Source organism: Pelagicoccus sp. SDUM812005, assembly GCF_031127875.1.
In the GTDB taxonomy this organism is placed as follows: domain Bacteria; phylum Verrucomicrobiota; class Verrucomicrobiia; order Opitutales; family Opitutaceae; genus Pelagicoccus.
This window is the reverse complement of the sequence record NZ_JARXIA010000002.1, coordinates 278,245-304,254: the sequence shown is the minus strand read 5'-3', so window position 1 is coordinate 304,254 and position 26,010 is coordinate 278,245. Positions and strand designations below refer to the sequence as shown.

Annotated in this window: 16 protein-coding genes; 13 read left to right on the top strand and 3 right to left on the bottom strand. The window is 57.8% G+C overall.

The window, feature by feature from the left end; genetic code table 11:
- Positions 1 to 259: 259 nt before the first annotated feature.
- The gene (locus QEH57_RS04785; RefSeq protein WP_309005541.1) at positions 260 to 3,316 is read left to right on the top strand and encodes a TonB-dependent receptor; all 3,057 of its coding nucleotides are present in this window, start codon (positions 260 to 262) and stop codon (positions 3,314 to 3,316) included.
- A gap of 287 nt (positions 3,317 to 3,603) precedes the next feature.
- Here QEH57_RS04785 and QEH57_RS04780 read toward each other — a convergent pair whose 3' ends face one another.
- Positions 3,604 to 4,653: a LacI family DNA-binding transcriptional regulator gene (locus tag QEH57_RS04780; RefSeq protein ID WP_309005540.1), complete on the bottom strand. Its 1,050-nt coding sequence runs from the start codon at positions 4,651 to 4,653 to the stop codon at positions 3,604 to 3,606.
- Positions 4,654 to 4,880: 227 nt separating this feature from the next.
- Here QEH57_RS04780 and QEH57_RS04775 point away from each other — a divergent pair, with 227 nt between their 5' ends.
- From QEH57_RS04775 to QEH57_RS04745, 7 genes are read left to right on the top strand one after another with little or no spacing between them, the layout of a single operon-like run.
- On the top strand, positions 4,881 to 6,638 hold the full coding sequence (locus QEH57_RS04775) for a sodium:solute symporter family protein (protein ID WP_309005539.1): 1,758 nt from the start codon (positions 4,881 to 4,883) through the stop codon (positions 6,636 to 6,638).
- A complete protein-coding gene (locus QEH57_RS04770) occupies positions 6,635 to 7,711 on the top strand; it encodes a class I mannose-6-phosphate isomerase (protein WP_309005538.1) in 1,077 nt (358 codons plus the stop codon). Before QEH57_RS04775 ends, QEH57_RS04770 begins: the two co-directional genes overlap by 4 nt.
- Positions 7,712 to 7,721: 10 nt before the next feature.
- Positions 7,722 to 8,732 carry a hydroxyacid dehydrogenase gene (locus tag QEH57_RS04765; RefSeq protein WP_309005537.1) on the top strand — a complete coding sequence of 337 codons (1,011 nt, stop codon included), beginning with the start codon at positions 7,722 to 7,724 and terminating at the stop codon, positions 8,730 to 8,732.
- A gap of 16 nt (positions 8,733 to 8,748) precedes the next feature.
- Positions 8,749 to 10,695, top strand: a complete 1,947-nt coding sequence (locus QEH57_RS04760) for a DUF2264 domain-containing protein (RefSeq protein ID WP_309005536.1) — start codon at positions 8,749 to 8,751, stop codon at positions 10,693 to 10,695.
- Positions 10,696 to 10,714: 19 nt separating this feature from the next.
- On the top strand, positions 10,715 to 11,482 hold the full coding sequence (locus QEH57_RS04755; protein ID WP_309005535.1) for an SDR family oxidoreductase: 768 nt from the start codon (positions 10,715 to 10,717) through the stop codon (positions 11,480 to 11,482).
- A complete protein-coding gene (locus QEH57_RS04750) occupies positions 11,472 to 13,763 on the top strand; it encodes a heparinase II/III family protein (protein ID WP_309005534.1) in 2,292 nt (763 codons plus the stop codon). Before QEH57_RS04755 ends, QEH57_RS04750 begins: the two co-directional genes overlap by 11 nt.
- Positions 13,760 to 14,581, top strand: coding sequence for a sugar phosphate isomerase/epimerase family protein (locus QEH57_RS04745; RefSeq protein WP_309005533.1), 822 nt, complete (start codon positions 13,760 to 13,762; stop codon positions 14,579 to 14,581). The genes QEH57_RS04750 and QEH57_RS04745 overlap by 4 nt, the downstream gene beginning before the upstream one ends.
- On the opposite strand, the gene QEH57_RS04740 is transcribed toward QEH57_RS04745, so the two are convergent.
- Positions 14,578 to 15,648 carry a LacI family DNA-binding transcriptional regulator gene (locus tag QEH57_RS04740; RefSeq protein WP_309005531.1) on the bottom strand — a complete coding sequence of 357 codons (1,071 nt, stop codon included), beginning with the start codon at positions 15,646 to 15,648 and terminating at the stop codon, positions 14,578 to 14,580. The two genes, QEH57_RS04745 and QEH57_RS04740, sit on opposite strands and share 4 nt — an antisense overlap.
- 340 nt (positions 15,649 to 15,988) lie before the next feature.
- Here QEH57_RS04740 and QEH57_RS04735 point away from each other — a divergent pair, with 340 nt between their 5' ends.
- The 5 genes from QEH57_RS04735 (at position 15,989) to QEH57_RS04715 (ending at position 24,860) form a co-directional block, all read left to right on the top strand.
- Positions 15,989 to 18,406, top strand: a complete 2,418-nt coding sequence (locus tag QEH57_RS04735; RefSeq protein WP_309005530.1) for a TonB-dependent receptor — start codon at positions 15,989 to 15,991, stop codon at positions 18,404 to 18,406.
- Between the two features lie 170 nt (positions 18,407 to 18,576).
- Positions 18,577 to 20,160 carry a DUF4955 domain-containing protein gene (locus QEH57_RS04730; RefSeq protein WP_309005529.1) on the top strand — a complete coding sequence of 528 codons (1,584 nt, stop codon included), beginning with the start codon at positions 18,577 to 18,579 and terminating at the stop codon, positions 20,158 to 20,160.
- A gap of 6 nt (positions 20,161 to 20,166) precedes the next feature.
- A complete protein-coding gene (locus QEH57_RS04725) occupies positions 20,167 to 21,924 on the top strand; it encodes a sodium:solute symporter family protein (protein WP_309005528.1) in 1,758 nt (585 codons plus the stop codon).
- Between the two features lie 21 nt (positions 21,925 to 21,945).
- Positions 21,946 to 22,962 (top strand): hydroxyacid dehydrogenase, encoded by a 1,017-nt coding sequence (locus QEH57_RS04720; RefSeq protein WP_309005527.1) that lies wholly within the window; start codon positions 21,946 to 21,948, stop codon positions 22,960 to 22,962.
- A gap of 8 nt (positions 22,963 to 22,970) precedes the next feature.
- Positions 22,971 to 24,860, top strand: coding sequence for a DUF2264 domain-containing protein (locus QEH57_RS04715; protein WP_309005526.1), 1,890 nt, complete (start codon positions 22,971 to 22,973; stop codon positions 24,858 to 24,860).
- A 64-nt stretch (positions 24,861 to 24,924) separates the two neighbouring features.
- Here the strand turns inward: QEH57_RS04715 and QEH57_RS04710 are convergent, their stop codons facing one another.
- Positions 24,925 to 25,986, bottom strand: a complete 1,062-nt coding sequence (locus QEH57_RS04710; protein ID WP_309005525.1) for a tRNA-dihydrouridine synthase family protein — start codon at positions 25,984 to 25,986, stop codon at positions 24,925 to 24,927.
- Positions 25,987 to 26,010 lie beyond the last annotated feature (24 nt).

Sequence of the window (26,010 nt, the reverse complement as noted above, 5' to 3'; positions counted from 1 at the left end):
TAGGGAGAAGTCCCTTGGGGGCAGTCGCTGCTAATTCTTATAATGACGGAGATTATAATTATAAGTTTTATTTGACAAACGGTCCTTTCTGATAGTTATTAGGAGCCACAGTCGGATTGGATTGAACGTCCGTCTGTCTGGTTTCCCCCAAGAACCCTAACCCTATCGACTTATGAAACTATTTTCTCGTACGAGAATTGCGCGAGTTTCTGCCGACGCATGTGCGTTGCCTCGCTTTCTAACTCTACTTGTCGCCGTATTGGCTTCGGGTATTAGCGCCTTCGGCCAGGACACCGGCCGTATCACTGGGCGTGTAAAGGATGCCGTATCTGGACTCTATGTAGAAAACGTAACCGTTAGCGTTTCGGATACGGGCAACTCCACTCGGACTGGCCCGGACGGAACCTACCGCCTGACAGGCGTTGCCCCTGGCACGGTGTCCTTGGACATCGAGCACTTGGGTTACTTCGCTCGCACTATTATGGTAGACGTGCAGGCAGGGCAGAGCGTAACGCCGGCGACGATAGAGCTGAAAAGCCGCAATACTTTCGACGACGACGAAGAAGTCTTCGAGTTGGCGGCATTCGAGGTGAAGAACGAAGTCGACGCCTACAGCCGAGCGATCAACCAGCAGCGCGTGTCCGACTACAACGTCAACGTGGTCGACTCCGGCGCCTTTGGCGACGTGACGGAAGGTAACGTGGGCGAGTTCGTTAAGATGTTGCCTGGCGTGAACATCAACTATGTCGCGGCGGATGCTCGTACGATCACGGTTCGTGGCATGGCGGACAATTTCACGCCGGTGACGGTGGACGGCAATCGCATGGCGAGCGCCGCGTCCGGCGCCAAGGCTCGCGATTTCGAGCTCGAGCAGCTTTCCATCAATAATATCGAACGCGTGGAAGTCGCTAAGGTTCCCACTCCGGACATCGCGGCGGATTCGCTGGGTGGCGCGGTAAACCTCGTGAGCAAGAGCGCCTTCGAGCGTGACGGTCGCGAGATCAAGTATCGTGTATACTTCAGCGGCAACAGCGAAGATTTGGACCTGGGATCCACTCCAGGTCACGGCGACTTCAACAGCCATAAGATCAAGCCAGGTTTTGACCTGACTTATGCGGACGTCTTCAAGGACGGAACGTTGGGCGTTATATTCAACTACACGAACTCCAATCAGTTCAACGAGCAGCATCGCGTTCGTACCCGTTGGGTAACGGATAATTCAGGCGACGGCATCGGTACCCCAATGCTGCGCCGCTACTACATTCAGGATGGTCCTAAGTACACTCACCGCGAATCCTATCACATCAAGTCCGACTATAAGTGGGGCGAGAACACTGTCATTTCCGGCAGCTTGCAGTTCAACGATTACTCTTCGGAATTCCGTAATCGCAATATCACTTGGGATACTAATATCACCTCGACAACTGATAGCGATGGCAATGATCCGGACTCCGTTATCTCTCCGACTTATATGCTCGGCGACGTAGGCCGCGGCGACATCGACCTCGGCGGTTCCTGGAGAAACAAGTACGGCGACACATGGCACGGCGATTTCAAGATCAAGCACTACGGCGACGTGTGGACTTACGAAGCGGGAGCATTCTCCTCTACCGCGACTAACTTCTACGACGACTTTTCCCAAGGTATGATCATGGCGGTCATCGGTGACGACGATTACACCGGACGCTTTGAGTTCAGTAACGTTGGCGATCCTTATAATGGCGTAGTTCAATATACGCCTACTTTGACGCTCTATGATTCTAGCGGTAACGTCGACCCGACCTATGGTGTCGCGAGCCTATCGACTTTTGACTTGGACGAGGTGCAGACCCGCGAGCAAGACGCTCAGGACGATTTCACCGGGTTCAACTTCGACATGAAGCGCAACATCCGTGTTGGCGAAAACACAGGTTACTTCAAGATGGGTGTTCGCCAGCAGAAGCAAGAGCGTCACGCCAACCGCAACCGTACTCGTCTGCGTCACGTAAATTCGACATACGACGATACTGGATTGCCTGCGGAGCAGATCTATTCTGGGCAAGACGCTCTCTATATCGGCCCTGGCATTATCCAATGGCCTGACTACGAGGATATCTACGATTACTACGCAGCGAACCAGGACAACTTCGAATGGGGTAGCCGCACGACTGAAAACATCGTTGAGCTCGCGAACCAGCGCTACACGGCTGAAGAGAAGATCTCTGCCGCGTACATGATGGGTCAGTTGAACTTCATGGATTCCAAGCTGAAGCTTACTGGTGGCGTACGCTACGAGAAGACCGATATGACCGGCGAAGGTGGTTACTTCGATGAAAGCCTCGGGGAAGGGATCGCCGATGAAACGGAACGCCTCATGGCTCAGTGGAGCCAGCGTAAGGTATCTAGCACTAGCTACGATGACTTCTACCCAAGCCTCCACGCTGTTTATGACTTCAACGAGCATTTCTTGATGCGTCTCGCTTATGCGAACACAATTGGACGTCAGGATTTTAGCTCTATCATTCCACAGTTCGAAATCGATCGTCCTGCGGAAGATGAAATGGAGTCCGATGGTGTCGTGGAATTCAATAACACCGGCTTGCGTCCTCAAGATGCCGACAACTACGATCTAACCTTCGAGTACTACCCACAATCGGGCGGTTCCATCTCGGCTGGTTTGTTCCGCAAGGAAATCTCCAACTACATCGTAAGCTACAATGGTATCTTGAACCAGCTGAGCGATGCGGAGTTCGCTGCCTTCGATCTGCCAAGCTTCTTGGCTGACACTCCTGAATATCGATTCGAGACTCAGGTTAACGGTGGCGAAGCGACCATCGATGGTATGGAGTTCAGCTACTTCCGTTCTCTCAAGGGAGCTGGAATGCCTGATTGGCTGAGCAGCTTCAGCCTATTGGCCAATGCGACCTTCATCGACGTGAAGCGCAATGTTAACGGCTCCGTGATCCACGAGTTGGAAGACATGGTGGAAGAGAGCTACAACCTCGGCCTCACCTACGACCGCAAGCCGCTGAAGATCCAGTTGAAGTTCAACAGCAAGGGCGAGCAGCTCGTCGGAGGTTTCTCGGACATGAGAACCTACGATTCGAATGGTGATTTCGTGGAGAACTTCCAGCTCTACCGCGATCGCCTCGAGCAGGTCGACCTGAATATTGACTACAGCATCAACAAGAAGACTAAGATCTTCGTGAGCGGCCGCAATATCTTCAACAAGGAGCAGAAGCAGTTCGTTGCTAATGCTGACCGTAGCATCGTGGTTCCTGAGCGTATCGAAGAGTTCGGCGTACAGTGGGCCTTGGGCGTAAAGGGCAAGTTCTAGCCCCCCCCCGCCTTTTAAGACAGTATCTGAGTTTTAACTACGAACGCGTAGTCCGAAAGGACTACGCGTTTTTTTTATTGTATCCGTGAAATCACGGGAGCCGCATTCCTTGCAGGTATCGGGATATCAAATACCGGCTGATTGGGAAACGCAGGGCGAAGCTCCGGTTTTATCCGGTCGGCTTGGCGAGCGTTTTCGCAGCAGAGCGGATGGCCTTTCTTGGAGGGACGGGCCAGTGAAAGGGAATCCTTCGAACGGACGATTGGGCGATGCCCCAATCGGTCGCCCTACTGGGGGGCGGGGCCGGTCGATTCGCGCACCTTGAGGTGGGCGGGCAGAGTTACGTCGGTCAGGCCGGCGGAATCCGCTTCGATGGATTGCGTCAAGATGCGTCCCGCCTCGCGTCCCATCGCTTCGGGGTCGGCTCCGGCAGAGGTGAGGGTGGGGTGCTCTTCTTCGCAAATTCGGGTCATGTCGAAGGCGGCGATGCTGACGGATTTTCCGATTTCCACCTGATGCTGCAGGAGGAGGTTGATGGCGCCTCGGGCCATGAGGGCGTTGAGGCAGATCCAGGCGGTGGGCCGTTCTCCTGTCTGCTCGAGTATCTGCTTGGCGGCGAGGTAGCCCTCGTTGCGGTCGGCTCCGTCGAGCGTTACTTTGGCTGCCTCGCTTAGGCTGAGCCCCCGTTTGGAAAGGGCGGCTTCGACGGAGTTGAGTCGATCGTCGTGGCGTCCACGGGGGCGGCCGCCGCCGAGCCAGGCGAATTGCCGGTGGCCGAGGTCGTAGAGGTGCTTGACGAGCAGTTCGCCGGATTCGTGCTCGTTGGAAAGCACGGAGTGGCACTGGCCGGAGGCGCGGGCCGAAATGTAGACGAGCGGCCGTCCGGTCTCCAGCACTTTGGCGAGGAAGCCGGGATCGACTTCGCCCATGATGGCGATGCCGCGTACGGAGTCGGAGAAGTGGGACGCGAAACTGCTTTCGGACTGGTTGATGTCGTCCTCGGAGCCGAGGTAGACGGTCTTGAGCTTGTGTTCGAGCAGGTGCTCGTGGAGGCCTTGGTGGATGTGGCTGAAGAAGTTGCTCTTGTTGGCGAGCTTGAGGGGGGAACGCAGGATGTAGCCGATGGTGCGCTGCTGCAGTTCGCTGAGGTTGGCCTCGATTTTCATGCCCTTGGGGGCGTAGCCCTGCTGGGCGGCTAGCTCGCGGATCGCGTTGTAGGTCTTTTCGGAGATTCCCTTGGTGTGGCCGTTGAGGGCCATGGACACGAGGGCTTGGGAGCAGCCGATCTCTTTGGCGATCTGGGCTTGGGAAATGCGTCGTTTCTTCGGTTGGGTCATAAGGAAGGCTGAATTTATCAGTTTTCTCTTTATATATATCAGAATCAGTGGATTGGAAGCCGCAATTCAAGGCAGCGGCGCCTTCCTTATTCGTTGTTACTTACTTAATGAGTTGACTCTGATAAAGGCTTATAATTATAAGTTCACTTGTTTTAAGCGAAACCCCGTTTCTCGCGCTAGACTGTTCCCCCTTCGGGCGGCGCGAGAACTCTTAACTTATCAGCCTTATGGATATTACCCTCACGAATTTCGATTACGGCGTCGTCGCCTTTTATTTCTTGTTCATGTTGGCGATAGGCTTGCTCTTTCGTAAGTTTATCGGAAACACGAGCGACTTTTTCCGTGGCGGAGGGCAGATGTCCTGGTGGATGGCGGGCAGCAGCGCTTTCATGGTGCAGTTCAGCGCCTGGACCTTCACCGGTGCGGCGAGCAAGGCCTACAGCGACGGGCTTTTGGTGCTGGTCATCTTTTTCGGCAATGCGGTCGGCTTTCTGGCGAACTACTGGTATTTCGCGGCGAAGTGCCGGCAGACCCGAGTCGTCACGGCGGTGGAGGCGATGCGGATTCGCTTCGGCAAGACCGCGGAGCAGGTTTTCACTTGGCTGCAGCTTCCCATCGGGACGCTTTACGCAGGAATTTGGTTGAATGGACTCGGCGTGTTTTTCAGCGCCGTCTTTGGGTTCGACATCAAGACGACCGTTCTAGTTACGGGCTTGGTAGTGCTCATTCTCTCTGTGACAGGGGGGAGCTGGGCGGTCGTCGCGTCGGACTTCATGCAGGTCTTGGTTTTGATGCCGATCAGCGTGGTCGCTGCGTTTTTCGCCCTGAGGGAAGTGGGCGGGGTGAGCGAGTTGGTGGAGCGCTTCCCGGCGGACCGCTTTTTTGGCGGCGACACGAATTACTCTACCTTGATTTGGATTTGGGTGGTGGTGATCTTGCTCAAGCAGTTCGCTTCGACGAACAACTTGATGGACGCGTCCCGCTATCTCTGCGCTCGCGATACCAAGGAGGCCCGCAAGGGGGCCTTGCTGGCCTCGGCTCTTTTCGTGATCGGGCCGGTCGTTTGGTTCGTGCCTCCCATGGCTTCGGCGATTTTGTATCCAGATCTTGGGGAAATGTTTCCGCAGCTTACGAACCCCCAGGAAGCCAGCTATGTGGCGATCTGTATCATGACCTTGCCGGCTGGCATGCTCGGCCTGCTCATGTCGGGGATCTTTGCGGCGACGATGTCGTCGATGGATAGCGGCTTGAATCGCAATGCCGGTATCTTCGTGCGCAATTTCTACTTGCCGTTGATTCGCCCGAAGGCGGACGAGAAGGAACTGCTTTTGGTAGGCAAGATCGCCACCGTGGTCTTTGGTCTGTGTATCATCATGGCCGGTATCCAGTTCAGCCAGCTTAAGGATATCGGCTTGTTCGACTTGATGCTGCAGTTCGGGGCGCTGGTCGCCATTCCGATGCAGGTCCCCTTGATCTGGGGTATCCTCGTGAAGCGAGTGCCGGACTGGGCGAGCTGGGTGACGATCGTAGTGGGGCTTTGCGTTTCCTTCGTGATCAAGACCTGGATGACTCCGGATTGGGTGCAGAGCTTCCTCGGTTTGGAAACCTCGTTCTCGGGGCGCGAAGCGAGCGATCTGTCTTTGATCCTCGGCGTGGTGATCAACCTTACCGTCGGTTCGGCCGTGTACTTGGGGTCGTCCATCTTCTACAAGGACCAGAGCGAGGAGCGCAAGGAGGAGGTCGACCGCTTCTTCGAGGATTTGCACACTCCGGTGGAATCGAGCGAGACGGGGTCTGAAGAGCGCGACTCTTCCCAGGGCAAGGCTTTGGGTATCCTCTCCATGATCTACGGCGGTTTCGTTTTCCTTCTGGCCGCGATCCCTAACCCGATGCTGGGACGCTTTGCCTTCATGTTCTGTGGACTGGTGTTGTTGGGAATTGGATACGCATTGATGCAGACCGGAAAAGGAAAGGCGAAAGCATGATGCTAACGCGAAAGAGTCTCTTGCCTTTGCAGGCAAACCGAGTGTGGCGCAGCTATTTGGGCGGGTGCACCTTGGACCGAATCGAAGGCAAGCCGGCTCCGGCCGATAGCCATTATCCGGAGGATTGGATCGCTTCGCTCACGCGGGCCAACAATCCAGTGGAGAGCGATCCGGACGAAGGTTTGGCGAAGGTGCATAACGAGGAAGGCAAGCTGGTTCCGTTTAGCGACCTGGTAGCGAAGGAGCCGGAGTTTTACCTGGGCAAGGAGCACGTGGAGCGTTTCGGAACGGATATGCGCATCTTGGCGAAGTACTTGGATTCGGCGATCCGCCTGCACTTCCAGGTTCATCCCACGGCGGACTTTTCCGCCAAGCACTTGGGCGTCAACAAAGGGAAGACGGAGGCGTACGTGATCTTGGCCATTCGCGAGGAAATCAAGGATCCTTACATCTATGCAGGGTTCCAGCGTCCTCCCAGCCGCGAGCAGCTGAAGCGCTGGATAGAGACGCAGGACATCGCGGCCCTGGAGTCGTGCTTCGACAAAATACCCGTTAAGGTCGGGGACGTTTTCCTGATACCCGGCGGCTGTCCTCATGCTTTGGGCGAAGGGATCTTGATGGTCGAGCTCATGGAAGCCAGTGACTTGGTAGTGCGATTCGAATTCGAACGGGGCGGATACGTGCTGCCCGAGGACTCGCGCTTCATGGGGCGCGGTCTCGACTTTTGCCTGAACGTCTTCGACCTGGAACCGAAGCAGGCTGCGGACTTCGTTTGCGAGCCGCGTGTCCTGCACGAGTTTGCGGACGGATCGGTGCAAAGGCTTCTCGTGGGTGCGGATCGAACTCCTTGCTTCGAGGCTCGCTCGACCCGTATCGAAAGAATGGTTACGAAGTACGAGGAGGGATTCTACATCCTGGTAGTCACTGAGGGATCGGGAACGATCGAAGTAGGCGGGCAGCTTTGCGAGGTGAAGCAGTACGACCGAGTATTCATCGCGGCGGAAGCGGGTGAGGTAACATTTAAGACGACGGGAGGGCTCGAGTTTCTGGAGCTGGCCGGTCCTGTCATTTGAGGAATTTGCAATGCAGTCTACGAATTTAATAGTATTGTCGCAGATCGAGATCGAGACCTTCCTCGTGGAAGGCCGATTGGAGCGTCTGCGCGAGTTGATCGCTCCTTGTCGCGTAGTGGACGCGGAGTCCTTTACGGACGCGTCGTGGCTTGAGCTTCTGAAGGAAGCGAACCCGAAGATTTTGGTTGCGGGTTGGAAAACGAAACCGTTGCCGGCGAATGCCTGCGCGGAGATCGCTCCAGCCCTGAAGTACATTTGCTACCTGCCGGGGTCGATCCGTAAGCTCGTGCCGCGCGAGCTGATCGAGCAGGGAGTCACGGTTACGAATTGGAGCTCTTCGATCAGCCGTACGGTTGCGGAGTGCGCCTTGCTGCTAAGCTTGGCCTGTATGCGCCGGGTTGCCTATTGGTCGCATCAGATGCACGACCAAGGGGGATGGAAGGACGTGAAAACGGTGACGCAGTCGCTGTTTGACCGCCGCGTTGGTATCCACGGCTTCGGAGCGGTGGCCAAAGCTCTCTTGCCGCTGCTAAGGCCCTTTACCGATAAGATTTCCACTTATACCGAAGGGGTGCCGGAGTCGGTCTTCAAGGAGTACGGCATCCGGCAGGAAACGAGCCTTGAGCGACTCTTTGCGGAGAACGACGTCGTCATCGAGCTCGAGGCCCTCACGCCCGAGCGCGAAAAGATCGTCGACGAGAAATTGCTGCGCAGCATCCCGGCTGGCGGCGCTTTCGTGAACGTAGCCCGCGGGGCTTTGGTTGACGAGGATGCTTTGTTCCGAGTGGCTCAGGAAGGTCGATTGCAGGTCGGCTTGGACGTCTATACGGTCGAGCCCTTGCCGGCCGACCATCCGTTCCGCGGCTGCCGCAACATCGTCTTGCTGCCGCATTTGGGCGGGCCGTCGACGGACCGTCGTCGCGATGCCGCGGACCATAGCTTGGAGAATCTGCGTCGCTTCCAAAGCGGCGAGCCGGTGCTGCAGCCGATCACTCTAGAGATCTACGATCGCTCAACTTAATCGAATCTACAGGAAAATGGATACAATCGAAATGTTACCGCGCTTTTTTGATGGTGCAGACGCTCGGCGGGATTCGGTTCCGTCGTCGTACCGGACTTGGCAAAACCACGCTCGTTCCCTGATCGAGCCCTTGGCTGCCTTGATGGAGGAGGGCAAGTCCCAGCTCGATATCGAAGGGATGGCGAGCGATCACGATGAGAATGCGGACCGGCTCGAAGCCTTGGCTCGCCCGTTCGTTCTCTTTTGCCACTGGGAGCGTTCCACTCGCTATTTCAAGGACGAAAAGGACGATGCCTTGCTAGGCAAGTCGAAGGACTGGTTTCGCAAAGCCCTGTTGCTGGGAAGCGATCCAAACTCGGATCAGTTTTTTGGATACGCGGCGAACTTTCATCAGCATTCCGTAGAGATGGGGTTGCTGGTGATCGGCTTGGAGCTCAGTCGCGATTGGCTTTGGGACGAGCTAAGCGATGAGGAGCGGGAGCAGATCTTGTCCTGGCTCGAGTCGGACGTGGGCAATGGGCACCATTGGAACAACCATATGTTCTTTGGCATCTTCGTGCTTGAGTTCCTGCAGCGCGAAGGCCGTCGCCGGGCTGCTTACCGTGGGGTGGTGAATCGCTGGTTCGAGGAGCTGGAAGGCATGTACGCCGACGAGGGATGGTACATGGACGGCATGAACCAGGCGTTCGATTTTTATAACGCCTACGCGTGGCACTACTACAGCTTGTGGTGGGTGGCCCTGTATGGGGAAACGGATACGGGACGTTGCGAGCGCTTCAAGGCCCGCACCCGCCGCTTTCTGGAAGATTATCCCAACTTTTTCGCCAAGAGCGGTGAGCATCCCGCTTTTGGTCGCTCTATCGCTTATCGCTTCAATGCGACCGCTCCGTTTGGTCTGGCCCAAGCTTTGGGAGCTTCGCCCCTCGAGCCTTCCCGCGCTCGTGGCCTTTGCCAGCGGAGCTTGGAGTTTTTCTTGTCGAAGCCGATCCAGCAAAGCCAAGGATGCTTGTCGTTGGGCTGGTATGACGAATTCCTGCCGATGGTCGAAGTGTATTCGACGGGTGGTTCGCCCTATTGGGCCGCCAAGGCCTTCTCGCCGCTTTTGCTTTCGCCGGACGACGCGTTTTGGAGCGAGGAAGCTGCTCCGGTCGAGGACGGGAAGGAATCCCGAGTCCTCGCGCTCAAGGCGCCTTGTTTGATCGTTCGCCAAGTGGACGGCGAAGTTGAGATTATTAACGCCGGATCGCAAATCGCATCGACGAACACCCGTTTCGGTCCGCACAAGTGGGGCCGCTTGAGCTACAAGAGCGCTTGGGGCTTCGCCTTGTCGAAGGATCCAGCGATGTATCCATTGGATGGAGGCCTTACCGCCCAGAAGCTTGGATCCTCGGTCGTATACGGCCGCCACTATACGGCTCCCTTCGCGATCGAAGAGGATCGCATGGGTTGCTTGTACAGCCTTGGCGGTAAGCAGGAGCAGTTTCAGGTATCGGTTGAAACGAGAGTTTGGTGGAAGGGCAACTGGCAGTTGATTGTCCATCGCGTCATCGCCAAGGATGCCGCGACGCTGCGGCACGGAAGCTACGCGTTGCCGGTGGCCGCTGAGCAGAAGGCGGACCTTTCGAATTCCTTCCCCAGGGCTGCGGCAAGCAACGGAGAGCGTTCGCTTGCCTTGCAATCGGTTTGTGGCTTCAGCTCGAGCTTCTTCGATGCGCGACTGAGCGACTCGGACGGCCCGAGGCGTCACATCCAGACGCCTTACCACGCGACGGCCGTGCTCGAAACGGAAGTGGCTGCGAACGAGACGCGCGACCTCGCGGTCTTGAGCTTTGCAGGGACCTGCGAGGAAGAGGGGCAGGCTTGGTCGTTTGATTCCTTGGAAGACGGGGTCTGGCGTTTGAGTCACCCGGTTCATGGTACATGGCTAATTGAGGACGAATCTCTCCTCGCTGTAAGCAAATAGTAGATACAAAGGAAAAATTATGATTTCAGAAAAATTGAAGGGTAAGCGAGTACTCGTGACAGCGGGCGCTCAAGGTATAGGAGAAGCGATTTCGCGTCAGTTCATCGAGGCAGGAGCCTTGGTGGCCATCCACTATTTCTCCAGCGATAGCGTGGCCAAGTCGTTGGTAGAGCTCGCCGAGTCGAAAGGCTTGAAGGCGGTCGCGGTGCAGGGAGACCTGTGCAAGCGCGAGGATGCCCAGAAGGTTGCAGCGGAAGTGAAGGCGGCTTTGGGCGGTTTGGACATTCTGGTGAACAACGCCGGTTCGCTCATCGGCCGTCGCGATCTGGGCACCATCGAGGATTCCTTTTGGAAGTCGGTCTGGGACGTTAACGTGACCTCTAACTTCCTGATCACCCAAGCGGTATTGGACATGTTGGTCGTCAACGAGAACAGCAGCATCGTGAACCTTTCCTCCTTGGCTGGCCGCAAGGGAGGCCATGCTGGATCGATCGTCTACTCGGCTGCGAAGGGCGGCATCTTGACCTGGACCCGTTCGCTCGCCACCGAGCTTGGACCGAAGGGCGTGAGGGTAAACGCAATCGCTCCGGGCCTGATCCTGGGGACGTCCTTTCACAATACGCACACGACGCAGGAGTCGGCGGAGGCGACGATCAAGTCTCTGCCGCTGGAACGGGCCGGCAATCCGGACGACGTGGCCCGCGCGGTGCTTTTCCTAGCTTCTGAATACGACGGATTCATCAGTGGCGCGACTTTGGACATCAACGGAGGCGTATATGGTTGCTAGAATTTTATCGCTAGGGGTTGCGGCAGCTATCGCTGCGAATGCGGCCTTCGGATTGAACGAGCGCGAGTACTACTACACCTACGACGGCTTCGAGCTTCCGAGCCAGGTGACCATGCCTGCGAAGGAAGTCCATCCCTCGCTTTGGTTTTCGGCGGACGAGGCTGCAGCCCTTGCCAAGAAGAAGGACGCCGACGATGTGGCGGCCGCTTATTGGAAGGAGCTGGCAGGGAGCGAGTTCGTATTGGCGGAGCTGCCGCCGATCCCTTCGCTGGTGGACGACAAGAAGGTCGTGCACAAATACTACGGAACGCTTACCCAGGTCGCGGCCTACAACGCGTTTCTGTATCAAGTATCCAACGACGGAAAGAAGCAGGCTTACTTGGACAAGGCGGTCGAGGCGCTGAAGCGTGGCTACGCCGGACCGCTTTACCAGCTGGACCCGATCGTCAAGGGAAGCGCTGTGGACGAAATCTACCAAGGCGTTTGGGCCCAGAGTTTTGCTGCGGCTTACGACTGGGTGCAGCCGGCTCTGTCCAAAGAGGACGACGCGATTATCCGCGGTCATCTGGTCGAGCATACTCAATACATGTATGAGAATCTTTGGTCTTGGGCAGGCAGCCCTCATAACCACCTTTCTAAGCCGGCTTGGGGATTGGGAAGCATGGCTTTGTGCTTGTCGGACCATCCCGATGCGGAAGCTTGGTTGGAGAGGGCCGTTGCGGCCTCGAATGCCAACACGCGTTATTTCTTTAGCGGAGATGGCGTGTACCGTGAGGGTTCGTTCTACTACCTCTTTTCTTTCATTAATTTCGTTCCTTTCCTGTATCACTACGAAAATGCGGCAGGCTTCGATGGATTCTCGGTTTTCCAGCCAGCGTTCGAGTGGCCGATCGTTACCCGCAATGGGAAGGGATGGACGCCGAACATAGAGGACAGCTTCATCAAGCCGTACCCGTCTCAGTTGGTTGCGGGAGCATTTCGCGATAAGCCTACGAGCTTGCATTCCAGCGCTCCGCTTTCCGAAGTCCTCCAGTGGAACTTTCACAGCACCGACTATTCCGCTTTCGACAAATCGGAGGCGAAGACGGGGTACAACTATACGGGGGCCAGTTGGGATTATCCGAAACCCTTGATGGAGTACTTGTGCTACCAGCCGGACATCGTCGCGACGCAGCCCGATGTTTCTCCGGTGCAGTTTCTCGAATCGGGACAAAGTGTCTTTCGAAGTGATTGGAACTATAACGATCCGAATTCCCGCACGCTTTTGTTCCAGGCCGTTGCGGAAGCTGACAACCACGAGCACTACGACCACCTGAGCTTTATTTTGCAGGCTGAGAATCAATTGATGTCATCGGATTCCGGATACACGAGAGCGAGCTATGGTCAAGCGATCCGCAGGGAATGGTACTTGACCGCGGAAGCGCACAACGTGGTGCTGGCTAACGGCAAGGCTCCCGGCGATGTTGCCCCCAACTTGGCTCCGATTTCGCGTTCGCGCTTGGTTTCCCCGTTTTTCTCCTGCGAGATCAAAACCGCTCGCTATGCGGACGGCGGCGAGCACCAGCGCTTGATCGCTATGCTGGAAGGGGATCGCTTCGCGGTTCTCGACCAGGTGGAGCTGCCGGCAGCGGGCCAAGTGGAGATTGTCATGCATGGCGGTCGGGCCAGCCTCGACGTGGTGGACGATTTGTACGCTTGGTCGTATCAGGACGACGACTACGGCTCCGCTGCTGGGTTGCGTCAATGGTTCTGGGGCAAGGGATTTCGGACCAAGGAATTTTCTGGCGAGCTGACTTACATCAAGGGCGACTACGCAGCCTTTCCTTACCTCAAGCACATCAAGAACGGGACGGCGGATGCCTTCGGCTTGACCTTGCTCGATCCCGTCGCGGCCACTGAGCAGGGCGAGGCCTACGCTTACGAACGCAAGTCGGAGACCGCGGTGGTGGTTCGCAATGCGGCCGGGAGCGAATGGATCGCAGCCAATCGCACGGGCGCTGCCATCGGCGAATCGGTTTGGAAGACGGATGCCCTGTTCTCCTTTTTCAAGGTTTCCGATAGCGGCCTGCTGCGGGCGGCGGCCGTGGAAGGCGAGTACGTTCGCATTAGCAAGGACCTCGAGTTCCAGTTCAACGGGCCGGCTACCATCGCTGTCGAGTCCGGGGCTGCCGGCTTGCAGCTTTACTACTCGGTTGCCAATCCGGTGCAGGGAATCGCCCGCGTTTCGGGAAAAGTCTATCGACTTGATCTGAGCGATAGTGGTTTGATCGTCTTCCAATGAAGCTAGCCTTTACTACCTTAGCCTGTCCCGAATGGGACTTGGAGACAATTATCCGCAAGGGAGCCGAGTACGGCTTCGATGGAGTGGACTTTCGGGGAACCGGTTCGGGGATCGACATCACCGAGCAGCCGGAGTTTACCGCTGGCATCGAGGCGACTCGGGCATTGATCGCGGAGAGCGGATTGGTCGTGAGCGGAGTGAGCTCCAGTATTCGCATTTGCGATACGGATAAGCTCGAAGCGAATCTGGAGGAGGCGCGGCGGACCATTCCCGTGGCGCTTGCCTTGGGAGCGAAGCAAATTCGTGTTTTCGGATACGGTGACGAGGGCGCCTCGCGGGCTGAGTGGGTCGCGCAGGGGGCTCGCTGCATGCAAGCGATCTTGAAGCTGGAGGGCGCCGAGCAGCTCGACTGGCTGCTGGAAATGCACGACTACTGGGTGGATTCGGCGGACTGCCGAATGTTGCTCGACGCGGTGGGGCATCCTTGCTTTCGGATCCTTTGGGATATCGGCCACACGACGCGGATCGGTACGGAGTCGCCCGAGACCACCTTTGCTCAGCTGGGATCCTTTATCCCCTGCGTGCACCTCAAGGATGCGGTTTTCGACGAGAGCCATGAGTTCGCGATGAAGGACGGCTGGCGCTACGTCCTGCCGGGCGAGGGGCAGCTTCCGCTCGCCAAGGCGGTGGCGACGCTTAAGTCAGGCGGCTACGCGGGCTGGTACGTATTCGAGCACGAGAAGCGTTGGCATGCGGACTTGGAAGAGCCGGACGTGGCCTTGCAAGCATACGTGAAGTGGTTGCGGAGCCTTTCCTAAGCGACAGGGCTGGGCTTGGCGGCGGCGCTGGTGTCGCGCACGCTGAGGTGGGCAGGCAGGGTTAGGTCGCAGAGCGATTCCATCTCCTGCTCGATGGCCTGCATGATGATGCGTCCTGCTTCGATGCCGATCTTCTCCGGGTCGGCTCCGGCGGAGGTGATCTCAGGCCGTTCCTCGATGCAGACGCGGGTCATGTCGAAGGCGGCGAAACTGATGTCGCCCGGGATGCGGAATCCGTTCTGGAAAAGGTAGTTGATGGCGCCGCGGGCCATGAGGGCATTGAAGCCGATCCACGCGGTCGGCATGGCTAGGCCTTTCGCTTGGGCGGTCTGGTGGATCTGCTGGGCCGCGTCGAAGCCTTGGTTCCGGTCCGCTTCGATGGTGGCGATATTGAAGTCGGCTTCCAGGCTGAGTCCTCTTCGCTGCAGGGCCTGCAGCAGGGCTCCGAGCCGCTCCTCGCGTCGTCCGCTGGGGGTGCCGCCGATCCAGGCGAAGCTGCGGTGCCCGAGCTGGTAGAGGTGCTCTACCAGGAGTTCCGCGGTATCGGCCTCGTTGGAGAGCACGGAGTGGCATTTGCCGGTTTCCCGAGCCGAAATGTAGACGAGGGGCTTTCCGAGCAGCCGAAGCTCGTCGAGCAGCTTTCCGTTGATCTGGCCCATGACGGCGACCGCTTTCACGGTTTCGGGCAGGTGGTCGCGGAGCGAGCCTTTGCCGGCCTTGAAGTCGTCTTCGGAGCCGAGGTAGACGGTCTTGATCTGATGCTGGCTGAGGTGCTCGTGCAGGCCTTGGTGGATGTGGCTGAAGAAGTTGCTCTTGTTGGCCAGCTTGAGAGGGGAGCGCAGAATGTAGCCGACGGTGCGGATGCGCTCCGCCGCGTCGTCGTCGAGCTTCATGCCGCGGGGAGCGTAGCCATGCTGGGCGGCGATTTGGCGGACCCGTTCCAGGGACTTGGGGGCGATGCCCTTGGTGCGGCCGTTGAGGATGAGGGAGACCAAAGCTTGGGAGCAGCCCGCCTCCTGGGCGATTTGGGCTTGGGAAACTCTTTTATTAGGTTTGGCGGCGCTCATGATCGAAACAAACTAATATCTATAAGTTTATTAGGAGCAAGGTTTAGTTAATAAAACTTCGAGAACGCTATAAGTAACGGATAGCTAGTGATTAATGTTATTAAACGGATTCGGTAGGGTCAGGGTTTTAGTTGATAATATGAATGATAGGCTTAATAATTATTAATTTTAAATTGACGAGGCGGCTTTTCTTGGGCGTGTTTCGGAGGGTCGCCGCGCTGTTTCGCGGCGGCGTCTTGTCCTACTAGGGGAGCGCTGTCTGGCGCTTCTCAATCGTCGGCAACAGGCCTGAGCCTGTTTGGCGATCCTACCAGAACCCCCCAAGAAAACAAAACTCATCATGAAACTGAGTCCCCTTGAGAAATTGACCCGTCGCGGGTCCAAGCTAGGAGCGGCTGTGGCCGGTTCTTTGTTCGCTGCCTCTTTGGCGACGCCTGCCTTTGGGCAGGACGGAGAGGAAGAAGTCTTCACCCTGAGCCCGTTCTCGGTCACGGCGACCGACGAGGGCGGCTACTCGGCGGCGGAGTCCATCACCGGCTCGCGTATCCGCACCCGCATCGCGGAGCTGCCCTATGCGGTCAACGTAGTGACGAACGAATTTTTGGAGGACTTCGCGGCGGACTCCTTGGACGACCAGTTCGCCTACGTGAGTTCGTTCGCGGGCGACGAGGTGGAAGGATGGTACCAGCTGCGAGGATTCAAGCAGCAGACGCAGCTCCGCAACGGCTTTACCCGCCTTGGTTTGATCGATCGCGTCACGGTTTCCCGCGCGGAGGTGATCAAGGGGCCGGCGGCCGGAAGCTACGGCAAGATCAATCCGGGCGGCATCATTAACATCGTGACCAAGTCTCCTTCCGCGACCCCGCAGCAGGAGTATTCCGTAGAGCTCGGCACCGACGACTACACGCGTCTTGCGGTGGCGACGACCGGGCCGCTCACGAAGGACGAAAAGCTGCTCTACCGCTTGGACGGCGCTTGGCTGACGCGCGACGACTGGGGCTTCACCGGTCGCGACCAGTTCGCGGTATCGGGAGTGCTGGAGTACAACGTATCCGAGAACACCCAGATCACTTTGGAAAAGGAGTACCTGGAGCGCTCGCAGGCTCGCGGGCGTTCGCTGCTGCCGATTCGCAACAGCGACGGGGGAGAGTACCTTCGCCTCGCTACGGAGCTTTACGACTACAGCTTCCTCGGCTCCGAGGAGATCAACGATCGCGATATCGATACCACGGATCTGCGCTTCTCCCACAAGTTCAGCGAGACCTTTTCCATGCGTGCGGCCTACAACAACTACGACCGCTACTTTGACCAGTTCACCGGCTACCCCGGCGAGGTCGCGGTGGACTTCGGCGATCGTACGGCGGATGAAATCACCGCGGAAGTCGTTTTCGAAGAAGGCGTCGTGCGCTATGTCGAGCCGGTCAACTACGAGATTTGGGAATCGGGAGATTCCTTCCAGGTCGACTTCCTCAAGGAGTTCAACACGGACCGTATCCAAAATCGCCTGCTCGTTACCTTCGACAAGAACGAGCAGCGTGACATCCGCGTTCGTTCCCGCTTGAACCGCAATACTACGGCGGAGCAGCAAGCGATGTTGGAAGAGCGCTTCGGAATCGATATCACGAACAAGGACCTGCGTCGCAACTCCTTCTTCAACGCCGTGCAGGACCGTCGCTTCGACGTATCCAATCCCGACTACAGCTGGATCGACCAGCAGTCCCGCGACCTCATCCGAGAAACCGACACCTTCGGAATCGTAGGCGACAACACGGATCCGGTCGGTATCGGCGTAGTCGATACGAATTCGGATCGCACGGTTGACGTGGAAGGCGTGTTCATCGCGAACCAGATGAAGGCTCTCGACGGCGACTTGAACATCAACATGGGCCTTCGCTACGACGAGGTGACCACGGACCTGTACAATGCTCCGTTCAGCTTGAGCTCCTCGGCCCAGAACACGCCCAGTACGACTAGCGAATCCGTTTCGGAGCAAACCTACCAGTTCGGCGTGAACTACAAGCTGGCCGAAGGTTTGATGGTGTATGGAAATACCAGCACGTCTTTCTTGCCGAGCCGCGATTTCAACACGGTGGATCCGGTCACGGGTGAGCCTTTGGCCGAAGCGCAGATCTTCGAGAACGAAAAGGGCGATGGCATGGAGATCGGGTTCAAGGGCGACGGATTTGGCGACAAACTTTCCTTCACCTTGGCCTACTTCGACATCAAGCGCGAGGACGTGGTGATCAACGTGAGCGCTCCGGACCCTGCAAACCCGGGCGAGACCTTCACCTACAAGGCCCAGAACGGCTTGGAGCAGGCGACCGGCTACGAATTCGATTTCAACTACAAGGTATCCCGCTCGCTCAGCGTGACGGGCGGTATCGGAATCGTGGATTCGGAAATCGCCATCACCGATAATCCGAATCTGGAAGGCTTGCCGGTCGCGGAAATTCCTGACTACAGCGCCAACGTCGTGATGAAGTACAGCGTGCGGGAAGGGAAGGCAAAAGGCTTGTTCTATACCTTCGGCATTCGCGATACGGGGGAGTCCCGCTACACGAATTCCAGCGGGCGCCATGCGATCATCCAGGATGGCTACACCCTTTTCGAAGGCGGGGTCGGCTACAACTGGGGCGAGCAGCGCAAGCACACGCTGCAGCTTACCGCTAAGAACATCTTCGACGAGGAGTACACGCGGGCCTCGGCGAAGCGCGGCGACCCGCAGCGCTTCATCTTCCGCTACCGCGTCAAGATGTAGGTCTTGGTCGAGACCATCGATTTCGAGGGCGGGAGCGTATCCCGCCCTTTTTATTCCTACTATTGCGAATGAATCTGATTTGGCTTTCCTAACAGGCAGTTCCGTTCTGGTTTTCGCCGCAGCGTTCCGGAAAGCCCAAGCCGTGAACCCTTTATCGAAAAAGCAAAAACATGAAGTCCCTTTCTCCACTGGTAATTCTCGCTTCGCTCCTATCCATGCCGGCTTGTTCGGACGGCCGGGGAGAGTCGGCGCTTTGGCGGGAGTTTGTCGAAGCTTCGGAGCGGGGAGGCTCCGCGACCTTGCCCGACTATTCCTATGCGGGCTACGACTTCATGGATTCGCCGATTCCGGCGGGGCCTGCTCGGGTGTTCAAGGTGGAAGAATTCGGGGCGAAGGCGGACGATGGCGTATCGGACCGGGATGCGGTACAAGCTGCCTTGGACGCAGCGTCGAAAAAGGGCGGGGTGGTCCTTTTCCAAAGAGGTAGGTATCTGCTGAATACACTGGACGGGGAGGAAGCTCCGCTCCGCTTGAGCCAGGGCAATGTGGTCATGCGCGGGGCGGGTTCCGGAGAAGAGGGGACCCACCTGGTGTTCGAACGCCACCTCGAGCCCGAGTTTCCGGACCGCATGTATTCGACGCCGTTCATGTTGCATGTCGAGCCGACGAATACCCAAGAGCGATTTTTGTCGAAAGTGGTCGGCAAGTCCGAGCGCGGTTCCTTCGAGCTGACGGTGCAAGATCCGTCTCCCTTTGCTGCGGGCGACTGGATTACGCTGCGCTTGCGGGATCCGAAAGCGGTTCCCGCCTTCTTTGGCGACCGCCCAATCCGGCCCGAGTGGAAGCGCCTGGTCTCCGACGGGATAGGCGTTTCCGAGCGGCATCAAATTGTATCCGTAAACGGCAATACCCTGCGCCTGCGGGCTCCTTTGCAAGTGACGGTCGATCCGCAGTTCGGTTGGTCGGTGCAGGACTATCCGGCGATTGAGGAAGTGGGGATCGAGCAGCTGCGTTTCGTGGGCGGCTGGAAAGGGGACTTCGTGCACCACCGCAGCGCCTTGGACGATGGCGGTTGGAGCGGGATTCGCCTGCACAGTGTCAGGAACGGTTGGATACGCGATGTCGTGATGAACGACTGGAACTACGGTATTCGCATGGACGATTGCTCGGCCTTTAGCGTGCTCAGGTTGCGGCTCGGAGGAACGCTGGGCCACCACGCCGTGCACGCTCGCGGCGGCTACGGCGTACTCTTCGGCTTGGTCGCGGACACGGCGGGCCATTTTCACGGGCCTGGAGTAGGCTATATGAGCGCCTCTACCGTCTTCTGGCGTTTCGAGCATACGCCTAAGAACTCCTTCGATGCCCATTCCACGGGGCCGTACGCGACCTTGCTGGATTCCTGCCGCGGCGGTTGGAGGTATGGGCGCAGCGGCGGACCTTTGGTAGGCATGCCGAACCACCTGCGCGGATTGACCCTATGGAACTTCGAACGCACGGGAGGCGAGGAGACTGAATTCGATTTTTGGAGACAGGAGTACAACAAGCGCGACCTGTTCCTCGATGCCAACATCGTAGGGTTTCATGGGAAGGAAACCCGTTTCAACGAAGCCAACTTGGGCACCCTGGAAAGTCTTGGCCAGCCGGTGCAGCCGGAGTCTTTGTTCGAAGCTCAGCTCTCTTTGCGATTGGGTCGTGTGCCGGCTCACTTGGAAAAGGAGCTGGAGCTTTGGCAGTCCGCTTCCTCTGAAAACTAATTGATTATGGATATATCCCTTACCCAATTCGACTACGGGGTAGTCGGCTTCTATTTCCTGTTCATGCTAGCCATCGGGCTTCTGTTTAGGAAGTTCATTGGCAATACGAGCGACTACTTTCGCGGGGGAGGTCAGATGTCGTGGTGGATGGCTGGCAGCAGCGCCTTCATGGTGCAGTTCAGCGCTTGGACCTTTACGGGAGCGGCGAGCAAGGCCTATCAGGACGGGGTGCTGATCCTAGTCATCTTTTTCGGCAACGCGATCGGATTCCTCGCCAACTACTGGTACTTCGCGGCGAAGTGTCGGCAGTCGCGGGTGGTGACTCCAGTTGAGGCGATGCGTATCCGTTTTGGAAAGACAGCGGAGCAAATGTTCACTTGGCTGCAGATTCCCATCGGAACCTTGTACGCGGGGATTTGGCTGAACGGGCTGGGCGTTTTCTTTGCAGCGGTGTTTGGCTTCGATATCGAGACAACGGTTTTGGTGACTGGCTTGGTGGTGCTTTTCCTTTCGGTAACGGGGGGAAGTTGGGCCGTGGTCGCGTCGGACTTTATGCAAGTTCTGGTGCTGATGCCGATCAGCGTGGTTTGCGCCTTTTTCGCCTTGAAGGAAGTCGGTGGGGTCGAGGCATTCGTGAACGAGTTCCCAGCGGACCGCTTGTTTGGCGGCGATACGAATTACTCGGCGCTCATCTGGATCTGGGTGGTGGTGATCATCGTCAAGCAATTCGCCTCCACCAACAACCTGATGGATGCCTCGCGCTATCTCTGCGCTCGCGATACGAAGGAGGCGCGAAAGGGGGCCTTGCTCGCGTCGGCGCTGTTCGTGATCGGACCGGTGGTCTGGTTTGTTCCGCCGATGGCCTCAGCTATCTTGTATCCAGATCTTGGATCGATGTTTCCTCAGTTGAACAACCCCGAGGAAGCCAGCTACGTCGCCATTTGCATCCTGACCTTGCCTGCCGGCATGCTGGGCTTGTTGATGTCGGGCATATTTGCCGCAACCATGTCCTCGATGGATAGCGGCTTGAACCGGAATGCCGGCATTTTCGTACGCAACTTCTACTTGCCGATCATTCGGCCCAATGCCGACGAGAAGGAGCTGCTCTTCGTGGGCAAGATCACGACCTTGGTGATGGGGGGCTGCATTATATTGGCAGGTATCCAGTTTAGCCAACTCAAGGACATCGGCTTGTTCGACTTGATGCTGCAGTTTGGAGCCTTGGTGGCCATCCCGATGCAGGTGCCTCTGATCTGGGGCTTGGTGGTGAAGCGAGTGCCGGATTGGGCCAGCTGGGTTTCCATCGTGCTCGGGCTCTGTGTATCGTTTATGGTGAATACGTGGATGACGCCGGAGTTCGTCCACGAGCTGCTCGGTTTGGGCACGGAGTTTTCCGGGCGCGAGGCGGGCGACCTGAAGCTAATCCTAGGCGTCGTGATCAACCTCTCCTTCGGTTCGCTGATCTATCTCGGCTCCAGTTTCTTCTATACGGAACCGTCGAAAGAGCGGAAGGCGGAGGTCGATACCTTTTTCGAGAACCTCAAGACTCCCGTGGAAGCGAGCGAAACGGGATCGGGCGAGAAGGACGCCTCTCAGGGAAAGGCTTTGGGTATTCTCTCCATGATTTACGGCGGGTTCGTGGCCTTGCTCGCGATCATCCCGAATCCGCTCAGCGGCAGAATAGCCTTCCTCTTTTGCGGAGGAGTGTTGTTGGTAATTGGATACGCCTTGGCTCGTACGGGGAAGCGCCCCGTGAAGCCGTAGTCGAGGCATAGGACCGTTTTTATGAATCTGAAATCAACCAATCTCATTGTCGTTACTCAAAGGGAGAGCGAAACCTTCCTGAGGGAGGGACGTCTGGCAAAGATGGAGCAACTGCTGGAGCCATGTCGCGTGGTGTCGGCCGAGGATTGCTCGCCGCAGGAATGGGAGTCGGTGTTGCGGGAGGCAAATCCGGAAATCGTCGTAGGCGGCTGGGCTATGAGGCCGCTGCCGGCGAATGCCCTGTCGGAGTTGGCTCCAGCCTTAAAGTATGTCTGCTACCTGGCGGGCTCGGTGCGCCACCTCGTTTCTCGCGAGCAAATCGCAGCAGGGCTGCTGGTAACGAACTGGGGGAACTCGATCAGTCGGACCATATCCGAATGCGCTCTTTTGCTTACGCTCAGTTGCATGCGGCGGCTTACCTATTGGGCCGAGCAAATGCATGACAAGGGAGCCTGGAAAACTCCGGCGACCGAGACCCAGTCTTTGTTCGACCGCCGCGTGGGGCTGCATGGCTTTGGGGCAATTGCCAAGGAATTGGTGCCGCTATTGAGGCCGTTCACTTCCCGCATCTCCGCCTATACGGAAGGAATGCCGGACGAGGTGTATCAGGAATATGGAGTCGAAAAGGCCGATAGCCTGGAAGCCCTTTTCGCGAACCACGACGTCATCATCGAAGTGGAAGCGTTGACGCCGGCGCGGCACAAGATCATCGGCGAAGCGTTGCTGCGCAGCATTCCGGCTGGCGGGGTCTTCGTGAACGTGGCCCGAGGCGCATTGGTGGACGAAAACGCTCTGGTTCGGGTGGTCAAGAGCACGGATTTGCAGGTCGGCCTGGACGTATTTGCGATCGAACCGCTACCGGTGGACCACCCCTTGCGCGGCTGCCGCAACGTGACCTTGCTGCCGCACCTCAGCGGGCCGACCACCGATCGCCGCATCGATTCGGCGGATCGGGCCATCGAGAACCTGCAGCGGTTTCGGGAAGGCAAGCCCCTTATCGCTCCCATCACTTGCGAGGTCTACGACCGCTCGACCTAAACCTTTTCATGAACGAAGATTCGATTCCCACCGCCGACTCCGTGCCGGCTAGCTACCGCTATTGGCAAAACGCCGCGAAGGGCTTGCTGGAGCCATTGCTCGCATTGATGCAGGAAGGCGAAGCCCATATACCGATCCAGGGCAAGGCCAGCGACCACTGCCTCGACGCCGATCGCTTGGAAGCTTTTGCCCGTCCCTTTTTACTCTTTTGCCACTGGGAGGTTTCCTTGAGGAACTACCGGGAGGAGAGCGACCTGGACGCCTTGGAGAAGGGGAAGGCTTGGTTTCGCAAGGCCTTGCTCCTAGGGACGGATTCGCAGTCTGATCAGTTTTTTGGATACTCGACGAACTACCGGCAGCACTCGGTGGAAATGGGGCTGCTGGGAATTGCCTTCGAGATGAGCCGCGAGTGGCTGTGGGATGGGCTGGACGCGGCGGAACGCGAGCAGGTTTTGCTTTGGCTGGAGTCGGACGCGGGTAATGGGCATCACTGGAACAACCATCTCTTCTTTGGCGTTTTCTTGTTGGAGTTTTTGGCGGCGGAGCGTGGGGAGAATCCCCGCTATCGGGCCGCGATCGATTGGTATTTCGAGGAGCTGGAGAGGATGTATTCGGGCGATGGTTGGTACATGGATGGCAGCAACCAGGCCTACGATTTCTACAATGCCTATGCGTGGCATTTTTATCCCTTGTGGTGGATACGGCTCTATAGCGAGAAGGACGTAGAGCGATGCCAGCGCTTTTCCGATCGTACCCGTTTGTTCCTGGAAAACTACAGCCTGTTTTTCGCGGACAACGGGGAGCACCCTGCGTTCGGAAGATCCATCGCCTATCGTTTCAATGCGACGGCGCCGATTGCCTTGGCCTACTTGGTGGGCGCGTCGCCGCTCAGTCCTGCGGAATCGCGGAGTTTGTGTACTCGCAATCTCGAGTTTTTCCTGACGCGGCCGATCGAACAAAGCCAAGGCTGTTTGTCGATAGGTTGGGTGGACGAATTTCCCGAGCTGGCGGAGAGTTACTCCTGCGGCGGCTCTCCCTATTGGGCGGCCAAGGGCTTCGCTCCCTTGCTGCTGCCGCCGAGCGATCCATTTTGGACGGAGGAAGCAGCTGCGCCGGAAGGAGATCGCAGCGTTGCCTTGCAAGGCCCGAACTTGGTTGTCCGCAAGGTGAACGGCGCTTCGGAAATCGTTAACGTCGGTACGCAGATCGGTTCCTCGAATACCCGCTTTGGCGTCCACAAATGGGGTCGCCTGAGCTACAAGTCGGGCTGGGGCTTCACACTGCCGAAGGGTGATGGCCTGTATCCACTGGATGGATCGCTGACCGCTCAAATGAAGGGAAGCGAGCTTGTCTACGGTCGCCATGGTACGGTGCCTTTGGCGCTGGAGAGCGAGCGCATGGCCTGCATGTACAGTTTGGGCGGCAAGGTCGACGGGCTGCAGGTGAGCGTCGAAACGAGCCTCTTTTGGAAGGGCGATTGGCAGCTCGCGGTACACCGGTGTCGGGCCTGCCAGGACGTGACGCTGCGCTTTGGTTCGTATTCGCTTAGCTATGACGAGGATCAATCGATCTTGGTTGAACGTGGCGAAACGATGGTGGAGGCGCGGACGGACGAGAAGGCGATGGTGTTGCAGATGGTAGCGGGTTACGAAGCGGTAGGGCTGGACGAGCGAGCGAGTGAAAGCGACGGACCGCGCCGTAGCATTCAAGCTCCGTTTCACGTGACAGGACTGCTGCTCGGGGAGCTGGGGGCGGGCGAGTCGGTTTGCTTGGTTAGCCTAAGTTACGCCGGGGCGAACAGCGAGGCTGCGAAGCCGTGGAAGATTCTGTCCTGCGACGATGAATACATTCAGGTCGAGCATCCGACGCTGGGAGTCTGGGAAGTCCGCGACTTCTAGTTGATCCCGTAGCGCGGAGGATTTGCCCGCGTTTTAAGTCGAGATCGCTGGCTTCCGCGACGCGCTAGCTTTCGCAGTTGGGGCGGGCGATGACGCCGGCGTAGGGTTCGTCGGCGAAGAGTCCGTCGCCGTCTTCTGGCATGTGGCGGTCGCAGATGTCGAAGAGCTGGCTTTTGCTTTTCGCCCGGCGCATTTCGTAGAGGAACTTGCCTTCCGGGTCCACGCCTTGGCCGACGAAGTTGAGGTACTTCTTCATCTTGTTGACTTGGGCTTGCTCGGGCGCGTGCGGCTTGGCGACGGCCGCGTAGAGGTCCTTGACGTAGCGGTTGACTTGGTGAAGTGGGATTTTGGATACGGGGAGGCCGGCTTGGTCTTCGCGTATCTGGCGGAAAATCCAGGGGTTGCGGATTGCGTGGCGTCCGACCATGACGCCAGCGGCGCCGGTGTAGTCGAGGACCCAGCGGGCTTTGGCGGCGGAGGTGACGTCGCCGTTGGCGAGCAGGGGGCAGTTCACGCGTTCGGCGGCTCGCTTGATGAAGTCGTAGTGGACTTCGCTGCGGTACATTTCCTTGACGGTGCGCCCGTGGAGGCTGAGCAGGTCGACTTGGTGCTTGTTGACGAGGTCGAGCACCGCTTCGAAATTTTCGGTATCGGCGAATCCGATACGCATCTTGACGGTGAAGAGTCCGGATACGGTTTGGCGCAGGGCGCCGAGGACTTGGTCGACCTTTTGCGGGTCTCGCAGGAGGCCGCCGCCGCATTGCTTCTTGTAGACGGTGGGTGAGGGGCAGCCCATGTTGAGGTCGACGCCGGCGATGGGGTGCTTCTGTAGCTCCTTGGCGGTGCGGGTGAGGTGGAAGATATCCTCGCCGATCATTTGGGCGAAGACGGGGCGTCCGGTGCGGTTTTCGGTGACGGCCTCGAGGATATGCTTTTCGAGGCGGGACTGGACGTGCACGCGGAAGTACTCGGTGACGAAGTAGTCGGGGGCGCCGCAGTCGGCGATGACGGCCATGAAGGGCTTGTCGGTGACGTCCTGCATGGGCGCGAGCGCGGTGAGCGGCTGCCCGTCCTGGATGGGGGCGGGGAGAGGAGTCTTGGCTCTGCTTTCGTTTGCTGCGCTCATGGGAGCGGGTTGATGGAGCGAGTC